This window comes from Shimia ponticola (assembly GCF_007995215.1).
GTDB classification, from domain to species: domain Bacteria; phylum Pseudomonadota; class Alphaproteobacteria; order Rhodobacterales; family Rhodobacteraceae; genus Shimia_B; species Shimia_B ponticola.
In genome coordinates this window covers 1-13,038 of record NZ_VCDK01000012.1, presented here as the reverse complement: position 1 = coordinate 13,038, position 13,038 = coordinate 1, and the positions used below count along the sequence as shown (strand labels likewise).

23 protein-coding genes are annotated in these 13,038 nt (G+C 60.2%); 11 read left to right on the top strand and 12 right to left on the bottom strand.

Features of this window, described 5'->3' with window-relative positions:
• Positions 1-142: 142 nt before the first annotated feature.
• From FE702_RS18320 to FE702_RS18290, 7 genes are all read right to left on the bottom strand, one after another.
• A complete protein-coding gene (locus tag FE702_RS18320) occupies positions 143-796 on the bottom strand; it encodes a hypothetical protein (RefSeq protein ID WP_147127801.1) in 654 nt (217 codons plus the stop codon).
• The gene (locus FE702_RS18315; protein WP_147127800.1) at positions 793-1,557 is read right to left on the bottom strand and encodes a hypothetical protein; all 765 of its coding nucleotides are present in this window, start codon (positions 1,555-1,557) and stop codon (positions 793-795) included. Before FE702_RS18315 ends, FE702_RS18320 begins: the two co-directional genes overlap by 4 nt.
• Before the next feature lie 29 nt (positions 1,558-1,586).
• Positions 1,587-2,180 (bottom strand): DNA methyltransferase, encoded by a 594-nt coding sequence (locus FE702_RS18310; RefSeq protein WP_255449736.1) that lies wholly within the window; start codon positions 2,178-2,180, stop codon positions 1,587-1,589.
• 64 nt (positions 2,181-2,244) lie between these two features.
• Positions 2,245-2,727 carry a winged helix-turn-helix transcriptional regulator gene (locus tag FE702_RS18305; RefSeq protein WP_186827163.1) on the bottom strand — a complete coding sequence of 161 codons (483 nt, stop codon included), beginning with the start codon at positions 2,725-2,727 and terminating at the stop codon, positions 2,245-2,247.
• A 233-nt stretch (positions 2,728-2,960) separates the two neighbouring features.
• A complete protein-coding gene (locus FE702_RS18300; protein WP_147127797.1) occupies positions 2,961-3,194 on the bottom strand; it encodes a hypothetical protein in 234 nt (77 codons plus the stop codon).
• 124 nt (positions 3,195-3,318) lie between these two features.
• Positions 3,319-3,714, bottom strand: coding sequence for a hypothetical protein (locus FE702_RS18295; protein WP_147127796.1), 396 nt, complete (start codon positions 3,712-3,714; stop codon positions 3,319-3,321).
• Positions 3,711-4,007, bottom strand: a complete 297-nt coding sequence (locus FE702_RS18290; RefSeq protein WP_147127795.1) for a hypothetical protein — start codon at positions 4,005-4,007, stop codon at positions 3,711-3,713. The genes FE702_RS18295 and FE702_RS18290 overlap by 4 nt, the downstream gene beginning before the upstream one ends.
• Positions 4,008-4,096: 89 nt before the next feature.
• On the opposite strand from FE702_RS18290, the gene FE702_RS18285 reads away from it, so the two are divergent.
• The 11 genes from FE702_RS18285 (at position 4,097) to FE702_RS18240 (ending at position 11,115) form a co-directional block, all read left to right on the top strand.
• Entirely contained in the window at positions 4,097-4,408 is a 312-nt protein-coding gene (locus FE702_RS18285) for a helix-turn-helix transcriptional regulator (protein WP_147127794.1), read from the top strand.
• Positions 4,409-4,738: 330 nt separating this feature from the next.
• On the top strand, positions 4,739-4,879 hold the full coding sequence (locus FE702_RS18710) for a hypothetical protein (RefSeq protein ID WP_186827162.1): 141 nt from the start codon (positions 4,739-4,741) through the stop codon (positions 4,877-4,879).
• A gap of 235 nt (positions 4,880-5,114) precedes the next feature.
• Positions 5,115-5,468, top strand: coding sequence for a hypothetical protein (locus FE702_RS18280; RefSeq protein WP_147127793.1), 354 nt, complete (start codon positions 5,115-5,117; stop codon positions 5,466-5,468).
• A complete protein-coding gene (locus FE702_RS18275; RefSeq protein WP_147127792.1) occupies positions 5,465-5,848 on the top strand; it encodes a MerR family transcriptional regulator in 384 nt (127 codons plus the stop codon). Before FE702_RS18280 ends, FE702_RS18275 begins: the two co-directional genes overlap by 4 nt.
• Positions 5,845-6,138 carry a hypothetical protein gene (locus tag FE702_RS18270; protein WP_147127791.1) on the top strand — a complete coding sequence of 98 codons (294 nt, stop codon included), beginning with the start codon at positions 5,845-5,847 and terminating at the stop codon, positions 6,136-6,138. The genes FE702_RS18275 and FE702_RS18270 overlap by 4 nt, the downstream gene beginning before the upstream one ends.
• On the top strand, positions 6,131-6,544 hold the full coding sequence (locus tag FE702_RS18265) for a hypothetical protein (protein WP_147127790.1): 414 nt from the start codon (positions 6,131-6,133) through the stop codon (positions 6,542-6,544). Before FE702_RS18270 ends, FE702_RS18265 begins: the two co-directional genes overlap by 8 nt.
• Before the next feature lie 5 nt (positions 6,545-6,549).
• Positions 6,550-6,990, top strand: coding sequence for a hypothetical protein (locus tag FE702_RS18260; RefSeq protein WP_147127789.1), 441 nt, complete (start codon positions 6,550-6,552; stop codon positions 6,988-6,990).
• Between the two features lie 9 nt (positions 6,991-6,999).
• A complete protein-coding gene (locus tag FE702_RS18255; RefSeq protein WP_147127788.1) occupies positions 7,000-7,296 on the top strand; it encodes a hypothetical protein in 297 nt (98 codons plus the stop codon).
• 3 nt (positions 7,297-7,299) lie between these two features.
• Positions 7,300-7,512 carry a hypothetical protein gene (locus FE702_RS18250; RefSeq protein WP_147127787.1) on the top strand — a complete coding sequence of 71 codons (213 nt, stop codon included), beginning with the start codon at positions 7,300-7,302 and terminating at the stop codon, positions 7,510-7,512.
• A complete protein-coding gene (locus FE702_RS18245) occupies positions 7,509-9,377 on the top strand; it encodes a ParB/RepB/Spo0J family partition protein (RefSeq protein WP_147127786.1) in 1,869 nt (622 codons plus the stop codon). The genes FE702_RS18250 and FE702_RS18245 overlap by 4 nt, the downstream gene beginning before the upstream one ends.
• A 106-nt stretch (positions 9,378-9,483) precedes the next feature.
• On the top strand, positions 9,484-11,115 hold the full coding sequence (locus tag FE702_RS18240; RefSeq protein WP_147127785.1) for a recombinase family protein: 1,632 nt from the start codon (positions 9,484-9,486) through the stop codon (positions 11,113-11,115).
• 57 nt (positions 11,116-11,172) lie between these two features.
• Here FE702_RS18240 and FE702_RS18235 read toward each other — a convergent pair whose 3' ends face one another.
• The 5 genes from FE702_RS18235 to FE702_RS18215 form a co-directional block, all read right to left on the bottom strand.
• Positions 11,173-11,394 (bottom strand): hypothetical protein, encoded by a 222-nt coding sequence (locus FE702_RS18235; protein ID WP_147127784.1) that lies wholly within the window; start codon positions 11,392-11,394, stop codon positions 11,173-11,175.
• A 124-nt stretch (positions 11,395-11,518) separates the two neighbouring features.
• Positions 11,519-11,854 (bottom strand): hypothetical protein, encoded by a 336-nt coding sequence (locus tag FE702_RS18230; RefSeq protein WP_147127783.1) that lies wholly within the window; start codon positions 11,852-11,854, stop codon positions 11,519-11,521.
• Positions 11,854-12,054: a hypothetical protein gene (locus FE702_RS18225; RefSeq protein ID WP_147127782.1), complete on the bottom strand. Its 201-nt coding sequence runs from the start codon at positions 12,052-12,054 to the stop codon at positions 11,854-11,856. The genes FE702_RS18230 and FE702_RS18225 overlap by 1 nt, the downstream gene beginning before the upstream one ends.
• Entirely contained in the window at positions 12,054-12,251 is a 198-nt protein-coding gene (locus FE702_RS18220) for a hypothetical protein (protein WP_147127781.1), read from the bottom strand. Before FE702_RS18220 ends, FE702_RS18225 begins: the two co-directional genes overlap by 1 nt.
• A gap of 23 nt (positions 12,252-12,274) precedes the next feature.
• Complete coding sequence (locus FE702_RS18215) at positions 12,275-12,853, bottom strand: hypothetical protein (protein ID WP_147127780.1); 579 nt, start codon at positions 12,851-12,853, stop codon at positions 12,275-12,277.
• Positions 12,854-13,038 lie beyond the last annotated feature (185 nt).

The following is a 13,038-nucleotide window of genomic DNA, read 5'->3' as shown; positions in this document are numbered from 1 at the left end:
CGCAATTTCCCACACAGGCAACACGCACCGCGTTGTGGCCTTAGCTGGTATATATATCTTATCTTCTCTTTTCTTTTGGCTGCGATATATCGCCGATATAACGCGATATATCGAGTTGTGTTGCGCCAACATAACTGCCCCCTCAGTCTCGGATGATGCGGTGTTCGATCCCGGCCACCCGGAAAAGTTGTTGTAAAACAGCGTCGAAACGCGCGCCTTGCCTGCGCCCGGTGAAATTCTTGGTCAGCCAGTCATGGCAACGGATCACAAAGTCGGGGTCATCGACCAACTCATGAGGCACGCCCGCCTCTGACAGGAGTCGCTTAAGAGTTTTCAACTTGTTGCGCTCACTCTCGCCGCTGCTGCGCGCCTTGCGCGCCTCCGAGGCCGTCAAAGCGGCGCGGCACACATCAATGACCACCTTGTGCCCAAACACAGGCTCGCCATCGACCTGATATCGCGACCACTTGTGCAATGGCGTGATCTTGCGGTTCATCAGGCTGCGCCACGTGGGCAGCGGCACGCGGATCAGCTGCGCGATTTCCTCCTCATCCACGGGCAATGTGCCAAGCGGCGTGCGTTGCTGGCACACCATAAAGAGCTCCAACGCCGCGCCCCTGACATCCAGATCGGCGCGCGTGTGCAGACGGCTCTGGAAATAGAGAACATGATGCATCATCACGAATTTGTGCCCGGTGAAATCACCCGCCACCAACTCGACCGGATAGTCCGGCAATGGCGCGCCCGTCTCGATCTCTACCACCGCCGCATCGCGGCGCTCTGTCAGCGCGGTCATATCAGCACCGCCTGTGGCGCAGCGCGCCCGCTTGACGCATCACGCGCAGGCATCCGAAACGGGACCTCTGACGGCGGCAATGGCGGATAATCGCCCGGGCGCTCGAATGTGGCACGCGCCTCGGAAATCCAGCCTCCGCGATACATGCCGTCATTGGCAACATCGGCAAAACGCCAAATGACCCACGTGTAGGCCGTGGCCGTCGAGGCCGTCTTGTCCTTGCCGTCATGCGGGCAAAAATAGACAATGCCAGGTCGCCGCAGCCGCCCCTTGTGCATCACCACGCGGCTTGCAAAGTGAAAGGCATGTGTCGGCGGGCGTTCGGAAAATATCGTGTCGGCGCGCTCTTGACCCTCGAACCAGGCGGTCCGCAGCAGAAACGCAAAGCCACGCCGCGCCTGTGCATAGGCGGCATGCACGCATTCCGTGGCCAGCCGGAACGGCGGATTTGAAATGATCCAGTCCGGCGCGTCGTCATCGGAGGATCTGCGCCCGTTCAACAGGAAATCCTCAACGCCAAGATCACAGATGTGCCCGGCACGCCAAGTCGCGGAATAGTCGAATACATCGCGCCCGATCACGCGGTCAAACCGATCCGGCAATGTGCGCACGATATCGCCCTCGCCAGCCATCGGATCGCAGGCGACCTGAAGATGCATCGGCTCATCCATGGCGTCGAGTTTGGCCAAGAGCGCGCGCACCGCCCACGGCGGCGTCGGAAAAAAATCGAGACTGTCCGGCGGCTCATGCCGCTGCGCCATCACGGCAGCCGATCTGCCACCGCGCGCAGTCACAGGAACCCCATTTGCTGTGGGCCCGAAGGCGCGGAAACAAACAAATCGGGTTGGCGATAAGCCTCCTCGACACGCCGATATGCTATGTCGAAATACTCAGCGTCCAGTTCGATCCCGATGCCTTTGCGGCCCAGCTTTGCGCAGGCGACTAGGGTTGTTCCGCTTCCCATGAACGGGTCAAGTATGGTTTCAGCACCTGGCAGGAAGCCAAGGCACCATTGCATAAGCGCGATGGGTTTTTGCGTGGGGTGCTGCTTCCCGCGATAATCGCCGCTTGCCAGAGGGTCGCGGGAAAAAATTCTTGCGTTTGCGTCAAAGCTGCACCATGCAAGCTCGCATTCAGCGAAGTCGCGCCCCTTAAATCCCGCGCCTTTGTCCCAAACAAGAAAAGCACGGCTTGCAGGCAACCCAAAATAGTTCCCACCCCAAATTATCGCAGGATATTTCGCAACCCACGACACATCTGGCGCGCAATCATCCCACCTCTGGGCGCCTGCTTTAAGCTTTCCATATTTCCCTACGCCTTTGTCTGCCCCAATCCCATAAGGCGGGTCGGTCACAATCGCATCGAACTTATCCAATGCAGGCATAACGTTTCTACAATCGCCCTGATAAAGAACGCAATCGCCGATGACCTCTTTCCGGACCCACGGGTCACACATCGATCAACCCCCGCGCCCTCAAATCACCCAACGCCTTGCGCACCGTGCTGGGCGCAACACCCAAACGCCGCGACAGATCAATCGCCGTCACTCCGGGCTGATAAGCGGTCAGCACGCGGCGCAGCGTGGACGCGTTACGCGGCACGCGCAGGCCAAGCTCCATTTTGTCGGAATTCACCATCGCCACAGATATGCCCAGCTCGGCGGCAATCTCGGGCGGCGTCCAGAACGCGGCGATCAATTCAGCAACACGTTCGCGCCGCCGCGCGACCTTTGGATAGGTGCGCCGCCGAAAATCCAACGACTTGCGCGGCTGGGCCTCGACCGCCTCCAATCGCCCCGATCGCTTTCCACTGGACACCCACTGGAAATCCACAGCCGTGGCCATTTTGCCCGCCGGAACACGCGTCACGCGGCCCTTGGCCAACTCCGCATCGATCAATCGGCGTTCGCGGCTGTTGATCACGTCAGGCATGCTGCACTCCGCCACAAAAAAGACCCCGACCCGCACGCCAGACCTTGGAAGTAAGCGCGCGGAGCCGGGGCAAGTCATTGAGGCAGGCACCTACGGGAGGAAATGTAGGCGCAGCAACGGACCACCATTTTGCGGCAGCCCAGCACGACCTTGGCCCACGAAACCAAACCAAGGCCGTCACGGATCGCAGGCCAAGTCGGCCCGCGAAATTCAAAACATCAGAACACGCCGCATCATCCCGCCGCCCAACCGGCATCGCGGGCGCGGGCAGGGTCCGACCAATAGAGGTCGCGCGCTGCGGCCAGCTGCGCGTCATAGATTTCGGCAGGTGACAGCGCGATGATGCCTTCGCCAGCACAGACATTGCACGGGACCTTGGCGCGCAGGACAAACCGGACCTGATCCTCTTGGCGCAGCGCACAGGCCGGGCAGGGACGGCAATTGCCGCGCAAATATCGGGTCGGCATGATGGGACCTCCGATGCAATCCGGGCTCTATGAAAAACTTTCATAACGCGGGAACACGTTCCGGACACCGCGCCGGACAATTGTCCGAGGCGCGCCAGCGGACAGATATGCACCGCAACCATCATCAGGCGCGCAACGCGGCCTCTGGGGCCATGAATTCGAGATAAGCGTCGCCGTGCGTGACATGGGCAAACAACGCCTTGTCGACCGAAGGCCGCCGGTTCCCATTCCACCAATTGCGGCCCGTCTTGTCATCAACATCAAAGAAAACCGCGACCTCCGCTGCACTGCTGAAATGTGCATGCAAGAACGCTTGCCAGCGGGCAGGGGTCTGGGCGCGGAACTGTTCCAGCATGCGCTGCTGCGCGCCACGCTGCGCGCCAAAAGCGGCAGGCGCTTGCGACGCAAAACCAGCGGATTGGTGTCCGGAATTCGTTCCTGTGGCATGCGGCACGTCAGGCGTGCCAGCATGGACCGGCACAAGATAGGCATAACCCGGCGGAGGTGTGCGAAATGTCATTTAAGGCCCTTTTCAAAATGCTCCGGAACGCAAGTCGAGGGCTTGATCGTCGCGCGATTAATTTGCGCGGCATGGATCTGCATCAAGGTATCGGCGGTGACATCCGCACCCACCTGGTGCGCTGCCGCGACGACGGCCTGCCAGTATTTGGAAGGGATGCTGTTTTTCGGCACCCACTTTCTTACAGCCTCGGCATTCAACCCTTGATCGACTTGCTTGACGACCGCTGCGGCAAAAGCCGCATGCGATGGCCACACGTTGGCAATATCCCGGATTGTGGAAAATTGTGTCATGCAGCAATTGGTAAGGGAACAAAGTTCCCATCGTCAATAGGGAACTTTGTTCGCTTGCGTCATATCGTCCGCGCGTGGTGGGTCGCCACATGACACAAGACACACGATCCTTAGCACCCCGAGAAAGCCATCCCGCCCGCGTTGCGCCACGCATCGCCGCGATCCGCTCGGTGCTTGGGCTGACCCAAACGCAGCTTGCGGAAATCATCGGACTAGACCGCAGCACGATGTCAAAGGTCGAGCGCGGGGAAAAAGGCCTTGCCATTCAACATGGTGAAACACTAGCCCAGCTTTACGGTTTTGGTCTGGACTTTATATATCGCGGCGATCTGAATGACATTCCGTTAGACTATCGCCCGACGGTCGCTGCCGCTTTGAACGCCACCGGAACCACCGACTGACAACCGCCAGGCGCTGACCGGTCGCCCTTGCAACCCAAAAAACGATTAAATCGCCAATGCTGTAATGCATATTCACCCCGTTTCTGCGCGGCAAAAACCCGCTGACTCGATACAGCTTTAAACTGAAACGGGACAAAAGTTTCCGATTTTTGTTGACGTGGGAACTTTATTCCCATTATGCCTACCCCAACAGGGGAGGGCACCATGCATCAACATCGGCACGACTTGCTATGTCCTACGACATACGACGCGAAGAAAAGTGTAAAACAGCCCGCAACGCTAATACAATTTAAGGCTGCGCGCGATCCATACCCGTTCAATGCCATCGCCTTGAACCGAGCGACGCGCCGCGACCGTCGGATCAAACGCCTCGCAACCGCCTGCGACTATCTTCTGCTGGGCATCACGGTTGGCTTTTTGTCCTTCGCCGGCGCAGGCATGACCCTGACCGTTTTGGCAAGCGGTTTCTGATCATGCGCGCTCAGAAACTGAAAACCGAGCAATCCACACTCCAACACACTTTCGGACCTGCATCACAGGCTCACCAGACCTGCGCCCGCGTGCCGATCCCGACGATGCTGCAGGATCCGCCACGACCAACCCCTTTTTGGGGGTTGGCTTTGTGCGCCGCGATGATCGTGACAGGCCTGTTCCTGATCGTTCTCGGCACTGCCAGCATAACCCTGACATTAGTGGGTCAAGCACAATGACAGCTAGTGAACACCAAAAACGGCATCGGGCCGCAGCAATCCTCGACCTCGGCATCTGGTCGCGCCTTTGCTACGAAACACCCATAGCCCTTGTCGCCATCGCACTGGCCGAGGTCGGCAGCCTCGATGACCTAATCTCGGAACCCGGCCTGCGATGGGCGCGCGGCATCGTCGCCGACACAACGATGCATGACGACGCCACCGCCATTGCCGCCTGTTGCGTGATCGAGGCGCACCGCCCCGGCTCCACAGAAGCCGCCCGCGCGCATGACCTGCGCCACCTGATTGTCGGTGAACACCGCAAGCTGGTTGTGCCGCAACGCCCCAAAATCTGCGAGGTCCCGGAATGACAGAACCCACCGTTCAGGCTGCCGCGACGACGGACGCCCTTTTGCCGATATCGACCATCATGACAACCCATCAGGTGACGGCACGGACGTTGCGTTATTGGGAACAGCGGGGCCTGATCACACCGACGCGCTCCGAAACCGGGCGCAGGCTCTACTCCGCAAAGGATGAAAGCCGTATCTCGATCATTTTGTTCCTGCAGCGCGCGGGTCTGTCACTGGAAGAAATCGGCCAAAGCCTATGGGCCGGCCAGCTGGTCGTCAGCCTGGATGATTTGGACAAACGTCTGTCGGACAAACGTGCCCAAGTCGTAGACATGGCAATGTGTCAATGCCTTGCCGCGACCAGGCTGCGCGAGACGATCGAGGCACAAAACCCATGACGCACCCGACACTGACCCCCGACAACCCGGCGATCCTGTCATCCATGCGCCTCGAACTGGCCGACATCCTCACACACGCGCCCGCCGATCAACTGACCGCCATGGCCGAGGCCGCAGCGATCGACAATGGCGGGCACTGCATTCCGGCAATCGCGGGCCATTTTGCACAGTTCCACGTGCTTGGCATTTGCCGCGAGGCCGACAGCCTGTCCACAGCGATACAGGAATGGTGCAAATCCGCACGCCGCACCGCGCGCGCCATGGCCGAGGATTGTCGCGCCCATGCCTGAAACCGCCGAAACACAGCCATCCAAAGGCGGGCAAAGCCCTGCCAGCCTGCGGACGTCCGGCCCGTCGTCTCTTCCTGTAAACGCAGAGTTTCTCCCCGAAACCGACGGCGGGCCGGACATCAATTTACCGACAGCAGCTTGTCCGGCGCAGGCGTGGGGACCTTCGCCAGACATGGGCGGCAAAACGCACCGCGCCCCTGCACGGGCCGCGCACTCCTCTGCTCACGGAGCGTTTTGCCGCCCGCCAAATGAGACGGAAACACCCGACCAAATTCTGACCACTGCGTCGGTGGCGTGGCTGATCAACCGACCCACCGCCGCCGCCATCCTTTGCCACCTTGCCGAATGCGCGCTGGCACAGGCCGTCGGCACTGACGCAGCCGAAACACCCGAGGCCCACCCATGACACGCATGGCAAACGAATTTTTCCTCGAACTGTTCCAGCAGGCCTGCCCCCACCAGACGGCGCACCCCTTGATCCGCCACAGCAGCCACGGCGCGGCATGGGACGCGGCATGTCGCGCGGCGCGGATGCACGGCCAAAACCGCGTGATCCTGCGCCCGGTGTCCCGCGTGCGCTGGTCTGAAATCGACGGGGCGGTGCAGCACATTGCAATCGACGGCGCACCGCTTGTCGATCCGGTGCATGGGTTTTTCATGATGTGCCGGACCCCCAACAGCCCGCACAGCACGACAAGCCCGAAAAGGCGTTGGAAATATGCCGCTGACGCAGGCCGCGCCGCCGCGCGCGCCGTTGGTGACCGCGCAGGCGGCCATCACGATCACCTGGTCCTCGGGGTCACCGACATTGTCACCCCGACATCCGGCCATCAGGCCGCCCTGCCGTTGTGAGAACACGTCATGACCAAGCATAGCGCGCCGCGCCGACCCTTTACCGACCTGCCACGCTCACAACAGGCGGGCATTCTATGCCACACCGACCTTTTCCAGACATTCGTCGCCCTGCAGATGGGCATCGAAGCGGCCGACAACTCCAAACCGCGCGTGACATCAACCGCCTGCGCCGAACACATCCGACGGACCTGCGGCATCGACACCCGCAAAGAGCTCAACACCAACCGCCCCGCGCAAGACAAATTCGACGCCCTGCGCACGGAGTTCGACGCATGGCGCGGCGCAATCCCTAAACAGAGGTGAAACATGCCCCTTTATTTGTCACCAAGCACCACCGACTGGTCCGACCATCGGCTGGCCATCAAAATCGACACGGATTTTGTAACCGTCGCCATCTGCGACGACGACGCAATCGACTGCGTAAATGAGGGCAAATCGGTGCAGATGACCCGCGCCGATTGGGACCTTTTGAGCCGCGCTGTCGCCGGAACCGCCCTACCAATCGAGGAAAGCGCATGACCCCCCCACCTACTGTTTATCAAATTTCGTTGGACACGCTGCGCCTCAGCGACCTTAACCCGCGCAAGGATATCGACACCGACGATCTTGCTGCATTGGCGGCATCGATCCGCGCGTTTGCGAAAGTCACTGGCGGGTGCGGCTTGACACAGGCCCTCAATGGCTATCGCCCAACACCGATTGACGATGTGACCGACCCCATGCCGACGGATATTGTCGACGGCGGGCGCAGGCTGCGCGCTCTGACCATGCTGGTCGAGGATGGCGACCTGCCTGCCGATATTCCGGTGCCCGTCATGCTGACCAGCGACCTTGATACCGCAACAGCATGGGCGCTCACAGGCGGCCCGCAAAAATCGCCGCTGTCAGAGATTGACGAAATCGAGGCGTTTGGGACGCTTGTCAAAGATGGCAGCAACCCGACCGAGATTGCAGCACTCTTTGGCCGCAGCCCGCGCTTTGTACGGCAACGACTGAAACTCGCCGCACTGCCACAGGAAACACGCGACGCACTGCGCGCCGGCAAACTGAGCGCGCGCGATGCCATTTATCTGACGCGCGTGACGCCGGATGAGGCATCCGCGCTGACCGAGGATCTGGTCAACGGCAATCTGCACCCATTCCAACTGAGTGACAAAACCAGCGTCGCAGGCGTCAGACTGAGCGACCGGCGCGTCAAGTTTTGCGGAATCGATCGCCTGACCGCCGCAGGCTGCGAGGTCACAGAGGATCTGTTTTCCGATGCCGGCGGCTGGATCGCACCCGAGCTAACCGTTGACCGCGTGTTCAGCGACGAATTGCAGATTTACGCCTCGGATACGCGGCAGGCCGAGGGCTGGGCCTTTGCCGAATTCAGGACCACACACTGGATCGACACGCTTGGGTTAGACCTCGCCGAGCCGACACCGGTCGAATTGCCGGACGCTGACATCGAACGCTTGGAACAGCTGCACAATGGCCGAGAATTGACCGAAGCCGAATTGGCAGAGCTCGACGCACTGGAAGCCCGCGCCGCAGGGGATTTCGATGACGCGACCCGCGCGCGCTGCGGCGTCATTTGCTACGTCGATCCTGCTGGCCGCGCCCAAGCCCTGCGCGGCGTGGAACCCGACAGCGCCGGCACCGGCGAAACCTCCGACAGCAACGACGCAGACACCACCGGAAACACGCCTGCCGAACCCACCCGCGAAAAACCGATCATAACAGCCGCCATGCAAGGCGCACTGGACCGGATCAAATTGCTGGCATTGCAGACGGCGATCTTGTCAAAGCCGCAGCTGCTCGATGATCTGTTGACCCTGCAACTGTCGCGCCAGCTGCCGGCGTGGCAAAACACCTTTGATCTGAGCGGCAGCCCATGGAACCTGTCGGCCTGCGAAACGCTTGACGTGACGCTGGACGCGCGACTTGCGGCCATCCTGAATGCCGAAACCAGCACGACTGCACTGACCGACTTGTCGGCGCTCGATGCCTTGTCAGACCAACCGCGTGGCACGATCAACACGCAACGCGCCGCCGCCTTGGCCGCACATATGTCACCCGGCATGCCACGCGTGACACTGAACACGCTCTGCGAGCGCCTGGGCGTAACCATGCGCAGCGTCTGGACGCCGACAGCGCCGTTTTTCAAATCCTTGCGCGCCGATGTGCGGATCGATGTCATGGCGCATTTTCTGGGCATCGACCCCGGCGACGATCCCGACCAGGCCCTGACAGATTTCGGCAAGCAAAAGGTCGCCGATCAGGTCAATGATTTGCACCAGCTGGTCAACAGCGCCGACGCACGCGAGGCCCGTGGCCTCGATCGCGCCGCCGCGCAACGCATTGCGCAATGGGTGCCAACCTGGATGCAGAACGAGGCGTAGAGGGCAGGGTGACCGCGCTGGATCCACATATGCTTGAATTCGTTAGAGCCTTGGCAAAGACCCACGCGCAGGCCGATGATGCACTGGCAAGGTCACCGGGGGAATCATGCACGACACCAGCCGCCGCCGCACCGCGCTTTATGCGCGATACTCAACCGACCGCCAAAACGAAAGGTCGATCGCCGATCAGCTTGACCTCTGCCGCGCCGCTGCCGCGCGGCAGGGACTGACGGTCACTCACGAATTTCACGACCGCGCCAGATCCTCGATGTCGCTCATCGGACGCGACGGCCTTCTGTCGCTTATGGCCGCCGCCGAGGCACGACAGTTCGACGTGCTCATGGTCGAGGCCTTTGACCGGATCAGCCGCGATCAGGCTGACCTTGCCGGCATTCACAAACGCCTGACGCATTTTGGCATCCGGATCCTGACAGCGGACGGGGCCGAGGCCGACATCGTGCAGATCGGCGTGGCATCGATGATGGGCGCGCTCTGGATGAAAGGGCACAAGCAAAAGGTCCGACGCGGCTTGTCAGGAAATGTGCGCAGCGGCAAAAGCGCGGGCGGTCTGGCCTATGGCTATGCCACCGTGCGAGGCGAACCTGGCGCGCTCATCATAGACCCTGATCAGGCCGAGGTCGTGCGCCGCATCTTTGCTGAGGTCGCAAGCGGCGAAAGCGCCCGGCAGGTCGCCATAGCACTGAACGCCGACGGCATACTACCACCGCGCGGCGCGCGCTGGTCGGCCAGCACGCTAAACGGCAATTGGTCGCGTGGCACCGGCATCTTGAACAACCGCCTTTATGTAGGTGAACGCGTGTGGGGCCACACCCGCGCGGTTTATGATCCCGTGACAAACGCGCGCCGCTGGGAAAACCAGCCCGAATCCGAATGGCAGCGCGCACCCGCGCCAGATCTTGCAATCATCGATCAGAATGTCTGGGACGCAGCACAGGCCGCGCGGGCCAACCGCCGCACCGCTCGCGGCAAAAGAACAAACACGCCTAAGCGGCCATTTTCCGGGCTGCTGCGTTGCGGCTGCTGCGGGGCCGGCATGCCGATCCGATCGACCAACACATCTAGCGGCGCGACCTACATCGCATGCGCCGCCGCCAAGCAATCTGGAACATGTGACCACACTTCGCAGGCCCGCCTTGATCGGATCGAAACAGCCATCTTTGATCGACTGGCCGAGCTGTTGCGCGATCCGGTCTATATCCGCGAATACTTGCGCGCCTATCACGACGAACGCCAACGCCTGCTGCAATCCCGAAAGGCAGACCGCGCAGCCCTGACGCGCGCGGTAACACAGGCACAAGGCAAACTCGACCGATTGGTCGAGCTCTATACAAATGCCGTGATCGATGGGCCAGACGCCGAGGCACGCATCGCCACCGCAAACGAGGATCTGCGCCGCGCCGAATCAACATTAGCCGAGGCGAACATCGAGATCCCAAAGATCGAACTGCACCCCGCCGCCCGCACACGCTATCTCGACGCTATCGCAAACATGGGCCCCGATCTTGCCAACCCGACAACAGCCGAGGCGCGCCAAGCCATCACAACCCTGCGTACTTTGATTAATACGATCGAGATCACCCCGACAGAAGCGGGCCACCAGGTCACCGTCACAGGCTACCTTAGCGCGCTACTCTCTCCAGATCACGGGCAACTGGTGGTGGCGGTACAGGGAACTGGTCAGATGCCCGTGGTTCAGCTGCTGGCCTTTGCCGCGTAGCGTTACCAAATTGGCAACAGCCGCCGATCAGTATCTAGTGTTAAGGCAACGAACCAGTCACGGCATACGGCCCTTGCCCGCATGCAGATCCGCACTGAGTTTTGCGATGTAGTTCCAGGCGTCGACACCCTGCGCATTCATCGGGCATCTTTGCTGATGCGGGCCATCGAGGTGAACGGTCGGGCAGCTGATAAAGGGCAGGCCATCCGAAGGGTCGAGGCCGCGATCTACTTCAGGATTGTCATTGCCGCAAAGCGGACAGGGCAGCAGGTCGGCCATCAGCCCCGATCCTCGTTTGTGGTCGGTTTGCGCCTTCCACATTTGACGCATCGACGCTCAGCTAGAACCTTCCCGTCAAGCCGACACCAACGCCAGATGCAACCGAGATTGCAAGCCATCAGCCCTAATCCTGATTCCTGTTTGTGCTTATTGCGCACTCACCGCAAATCGGCTCGCCATCAATGACTTTGCCGCCATCATCAAGAGAAGCCATCCCACCGCAATTCATGGCGCAGGTGTATGACAAACGAGCCTCAAGCCATTCGGCCCCATTTGGCGGTCGGCCTAGGCCATCCCAAGATGGAACCCTGGCTGCTAAAACAAAATCTGGAATCGGTTCACCTGCTGCCAGCCATTCATTGCAGTAGGCTCGCCGTGCGTCATCTTCTGATTGCGCGTTTACAGCTATCCATCCCTCGCCATCATCTGGCCCAACGGCATAATACATCAACCCTGCCATCAGCCCTTATCCTCGTTTGTGTGACGCCCCAACGCCTGATCGACCTCACTCACGATCATGTGCGGCTGGTGTCCTATGGGCGTTTGATCGCGATACCGCGCTAGAAGCCCACGGAGCAGTTCAATTTCATCCGCAGCCTGCCGCGTGGCGCTGCCGGGGTAGTTCGTCAAAGAGCGTAGCCTTTGGACGATGTCAGTCATCAGCCCTGATCCTCCTTTGTGTTGTGTTCGAACCGCTGGCGATCTTCGCCCGCTGCCCACGCCGAAGCAGCCATGAGGAGAGCCTGCGCTTGCGTACGGCCGACCCCGTGATAACCCGGCCTTTCCGAAATATCACATCGCCAAGGATAGCGATCTGCGTCTGCGCCTTTGTTCTGGATCAGATCAATCTGCGGCATTGTAATCCTCCTCGTGTAAGACATCAGCCCTGATCCTCCTTTGTGTGAACAGGACGCCCATCAAGATCAACTTCGATCCCGCCCCATGGCTCTTGCAATCTGCGCTTCGCATGGCCGACATATTTGCGGGCCAGCATCTTGACCCAGTGGTCTTTCACCGTGCCAGCCTCGACGCCCAGAACCTGTTCCGCATAGGTCACAACCTCAGCCAGCGGCGTCGTGCTGTGATATTTACGGATGATTGCCTCGGCTTGATTGAGTGAATAGGGGATAGCCCCCTTGCGCCCGACCGCCTCTTTAACAGGTGCTGTGCGGCTGACCACAGGGCGCAGATCGCGAAAGTTGTCGATGTCGCCATCAGTCGCCAGCGCGATTGGCTCATGTCCAATGACCTGGAAAAGCCCGCGCCCCTCTGCAATGTCAATCAGGGTCCGATAGTCCGACACCTTCAATGATCGAGGCTTGGCCAACAGCAGCGTGTCCTCTGCACGGAACGCCTTGAACCGGATAACTTTGTCGATCTCAGACAGCGGAAACACATCCTCCGCACCCGCAGCATAAAGCGCGGGGGCATCTTCTGCCTCTCCGAGTCCCACAATCATCGGGCCTCTATCTGACAAGTTTTCTACCAAATCCACAATTTTATACTTTTCTCGTTGCGTCGGTATAAAACGTAAAGTAGAAAATATAAAACTGCTAGTATAAATTTGAAAGACCACACTTGACATGCCGACCAGTGCCTACAACTTGCTAGAGTGGATGAGTGACCATCATGTGCCTCTTGAAC

Coding starts and splice junctions, on each gene's coding strand:
- FE702_RS18305 (WP_186827163.1), bottom strand. CDS start 2,727: ATGCCTGACGTGATCAACAGCCGCGAACGCCGATTGATCGATGCGGAG.
- FE702_RS18255 (WP_147127788.1), top strand. CDS start 7,000: ATGACCAAGCATAGCGCGCCGCGCCGACCCTTTACCGACCTGCCACGC.
- FE702_RS18300 (WP_147127797.1), bottom strand. CDS start 3,194: ATGCCGACCCGATATTTGCGCGGCAATTGCCGTCCCTGCCCGGCCTGT.
- FE702_RS18315 (WP_147127800.1), bottom strand. CDS start 1,557: ATGGCGCAGCGGCATGAGCCGCCGGACAGTCTCGATTTTTTTCCGACG.
- FE702_RS18270 (WP_147127791.1), top strand. CDS start 5,845: ATGACGCACCCGACACTGACCCCCGACAACCCGGCGATCCTGTCATCC.
- FE702_RS18240 (WP_147127785.1), top strand. CDS start 9,484: ATGCACGACACCAGCCGCCGCCGCACCGCGCTTTATGCGCGATACTCA.
- FE702_RS18250 (WP_147127787.1), top strand. CDS start 7,300: ATGCCCCTTTATTTGTCACCAAGCACCACCGACTGGTCCGACCATCGG.
- FE702_RS18260 (WP_147127789.1), top strand. CDS start 6,550: ATGGCAAACGAATTTTTCCTCGAACTGTTCCAGCAGGCCTGCCCCCAC.
- FE702_RS18310 (WP_255449736.1), bottom strand. CDS start 2,180: ATGCCTGCATTGGATAAGTTCGATGCGATTGTGACCGACCCGCCTTAT.
- FE702_RS18285 (WP_147127794.1), top strand. CDS start 4,097: ATGACACAAGACACACGATCCTTAGCACCCCGAGAAAGCCATCCCGCC.
- FE702_RS18265 (WP_147127790.1), top strand. CDS start 6,131: ATGCCTGAAACCGCCGAAACACAGCCATCCAAAGGCGGGCAAAGCCCT.
- FE702_RS18280 (WP_147127793.1), top strand. CDS start 5,115: ATGACAGCTAGTGAACACCAAAAACGGCATCGGGCCGCAGCAATCCTC.
- FE702_RS18290 (WP_147127795.1), bottom strand. CDS start 4,007: ATGACACAATTTTCCACAATCCGGGATATTGCCAACGTGTGGCCATCG.
- FE702_RS18235 (WP_147127784.1), bottom strand. CDS start 11,394: ATGGCCGACCTGCTGCCCTGTCCGCTTTGCGGCAATGACAATCCTGAA.
- FE702_RS18230 (WP_147127783.1), bottom strand. CDS start 11,854: ATGGCAGGGTTGATGTATTATGCCGTTGGGCCAGATGATGGCGAGGGA.
- FE702_RS18220 (WP_147127781.1), bottom strand. CDS start 12,251: ATGCCGCAGATTGATCTGATCCAGAACAAAGGCGCAGACGCAGATCGC.
- FE702_RS18225 (WP_147127782.1), bottom strand. CDS start 12,054: ATGACTGACATCGTCCAAAGGCTACGCTCTTTGACGAACTACCCCGGC.
- FE702_RS18320 (WP_147127801.1), bottom strand. CDS start 796: ATGACCGCGCTGACAGAGCGCCGCGATGCGGCGGTGGTAGAGATCGAG.
- FE702_RS18245 (WP_147127786.1), top strand. CDS start 7,509: ATGACCCCCCCACCTACTGTTTATCAAATTTCGTTGGACACGCTGCGC.
- FE702_RS18275 (WP_147127792.1), top strand. CDS start 5,465: ATGACAGAACCCACCGTTCAGGCTGCCGCGACGACGGACGCCCTTTTG.
- FE702_RS18295 (WP_147127796.1), bottom strand. CDS start 3,714: ATGACATTTCGCACACCTCCGCCGGGTTATGCCTATCTTGTGCCGGTC.
- FE702_RS18215 (WP_147127780.1), bottom strand. CDS start 12,853: ATGATTGTGGGACTCGGAGAGGCAGAAGATGCCCCCGCGCTTTATGCT.